3 protein-coding genes are annotated in these 2,325 nt (G+C 42.7%); all 3 read left to right on the top strand.

The genetic code is table 11. The annotated features are described in order from the left end of the window. Window positions 1–237: 237 nt before the first annotated feature. The 3 genes from ACXAFR_RS27215 (at window position 238) to ACXAFR_RS27205 (ending at window position 2,155) form a co-directional block, all read left to right on the top strand. Entirely contained in the window at window positions 238–498 is a 261-nt protein-coding gene (locus ACXAFR_RS27215; protein ID WP_475183278.1) for a hypothetical protein, read from the top strand. A 666-nt stretch (window positions 499–1,164) separates the two neighbouring features. Beyond that, entirely contained in the window at window positions 1,165–1,374 is a 210-nt protein-coding gene (locus ACXAFR_RS27210; protein WP_475183275.1) for a cold-shock protein, read from the top strand. Between the two features lie 271 nt (window positions 1,375–1,645). Next, on the top strand, window positions 1,646–2,155 hold the full coding sequence (locus tag ACXAFR_RS27205) for a DUF6653 family protein (protein WP_475183273.1): 510 nt from the start codon (window positions 1,646–1,648) through the stop codon (window positions 2,153–2,155). Window positions 2,156–2,325 lie beyond the last annotated feature (170 nt).

The raw sequence follows: 2,325 nt of genomic DNA, 5'->3' as shown, positions 1-2,325 counted from the left end.
GCAAAAGGTGCAGGGTCAATGGCAACTGTATTGTTTAGTCCATAATATTGAGAAAATCGCCAATTACGGGGCGATGAACTAGTGTTATCGCGACAACGAGTCGATATAAGCGATATCGCCCAAAAATTTCTGCAGTATTATTCAAAAATGGATTGATAAGACTATAAAAAAGAGTAGCAAAATACCGGTTGTTACCAGTGTTGTTTTTCTACAGTCTCGTTGAGTGTTCGGAGTGATATGAGTTCTACTATAGAAATTGAGGGGCCAGCTTTCTTTGGTCAAGAAGACGAAAATATATTTTTCGAGTGCCTTTATCGACTTCCCAAATTCAAGGGAGTTGAAGGCAAAGGTACAACCCTTTCCATTACACTGGATTCAAAAATGACAGACGAAATAATAGAAAGAATGCTAGTCATCTGTCATCGCTGGGAGATAGATGCCAGCACATTGCAGCGTTTTAAAAACGAAGCCAATGCCCATTTTGCGTTGTGGGATTAATCTTGGCATCAAATGTTTATCCAAAAACACTTAACAAGCGACTGTGGTTCAACCCTAGCGAATAATATTTAGTTTTCCCATTCCCGGCTGTCTCGTATCATTGCATTGAGGATAATCAGGAGCTTTCTCATTGCCGCTATTTTATGTTTTCCTTGCCGAACCAAATGTCGATAAAAGTCGACAATGATGGGGTTGCATTGTGTGGCACTGAGCTTCGCCATATAAAAGGTTGTTCGTACGCTATGACGACCTCCGAGGATTCTCGTCGAATAAATATTTAGCATCGTCTTATTTATCTGGTGTTATCGGAGCAGCATGGGATAGAGGTTATGAGGCTTTGGGCGCACTATGATTGATCGCTAAACAAGACCAGTCAATATTGCTCACTGGGAGAGCTGGTCCTCCGTAGTGGGATAACGCCTAAACATGGAGGCCGTTGCCGGCAAGGCTATACGCCCAATACCATCAGTTTAAAAAATAGGTTGACTTTACTTGGAAACACTTATAATGTGCTCGCAGCTAGAAAGTAAGTCTGTTTTTATAACCTCCATTTCGTTGCGTTCTTTGTCGTTCTTCGTCCTGTAGTTTCTAAATTTCAATTTATATTTCCCGCTTATTCGTGCCTCGCGAAGGTATTTTCACAACTTTATAAACAGGATATTTATCATGTCGAATAAAACTACAGGAACCGTAAAGTGGTTCAACGAATCTAAAGGTTTTGGCTTTATTGAGCAAAAATCTGGCCCAGATGTATTTGCCCATTTCAGCGCTATCGTTAGTTCGGGTTTTAAAACATTAGCCGAAGGGCAGCAAGTTGAGTTTACCGTTACTCAAGGGCAAAAAGGCCCGCAGGCTGAGAATATCGTCGCTCTTTAGTCGTTCGGTCATTCTTGAGAAAGGCAAGCTGTAGAGGCTTGCCTTTTTTTATGTCTAAAATATAGTAGATTTTCAAAACATACCCCTTGTGCATCCAAGCATCGGTCACAATTTTCTTAGGCAGCGAGTCACCTCATGCCTTGTCCGAATCGGCTATTCATTTAAAATATCATCGTAGTAGTCATGGCCTAGATGGACGCTAGCCGTTGGCTAGACGACGGCTAGTGCAATCAAGCTTTTAGACAGTTTGCGGTATTTGAGGTGAGGGACGATGACGTTTGAACGCAAGATAGCAAAGGTATTCCAATTGGACGATGAAAATTGGATGAGACACGCTAACCCCTGGAGTGTCTGGACTCGATACAGTGTTCTTCCTCTTATCGTGTTGGCATTTTGGAGCCGTGTTTGGATTGGTTGGTGGTGTTTGATTCCTGGCGCGGTTTCGCTGTTGTGGATGTTTTTCAATCCCATCGTTTTCGGCAAGCCTCATTCAACAAAGAATTGGGCGTCCAAATCTGTCTTGGGGGAAAGAGTCTATTTGAATCGGGATACGGTGGAAATCCCCGATATACACAAAACGCCCCTGTACGGGATTCTCAATACAATTTCTTCCATTGGTTTGGTGATTGCGATTTGGGCGATTGTTTATCTGTCTGTTTGGGGGGCAGTCTTAGGCGTTTCTTTGGCGTATCTTGGAAAAAGCTGGTTTTTAGATCGTATGGTCTGGTTGTATGAAGCGATGAAGATGGAGCACGAAGAATATCGCTCGTGGGAGTACTGATTTTTTCAATTAAGGATACTTTATCGAGTTTTTCCGTGTGTATTGTCTATTCCTCCGGGGGATCTCCCCGGAGCTCAGGTCGATGTAAGGCTTCGGTTTCAGAAGTGTGATCGGTTTCCGTATTTCCTGTTTTTCCTACGAGTAACACTGAAAAGTGACGACGAATTCTC

The sequence above is a fragment of the Pseudomaricurvus sp. ABR4_320 genome (assembly GCF_056159445.1).
This window is presented reverse-complemented; position numbering and strand designations above follow the sequence as displayed.

Coding starts and splice junctions, on each gene's coding strand:
- ACXAFR_RS27215 (WP_475183278.1), top strand. CDS start 238: ATGAGTTCTACTATAGAAATTGAGGGGCCAGCTTTCTTTGGTCAAGAA.
- ACXAFR_RS27205 (WP_475183273.1), top strand. CDS start 1,646: ATGACGTTTGAACGCAAGATAGCAAAGGTATTCCAATTGGACGATGAA.
- ACXAFR_RS27210 (WP_475183275.1), top strand. CDS start 1,165: ATGTCGAATAAAACTACAGGAACCGTAAAGTGGTTCAACGAATCTAAA.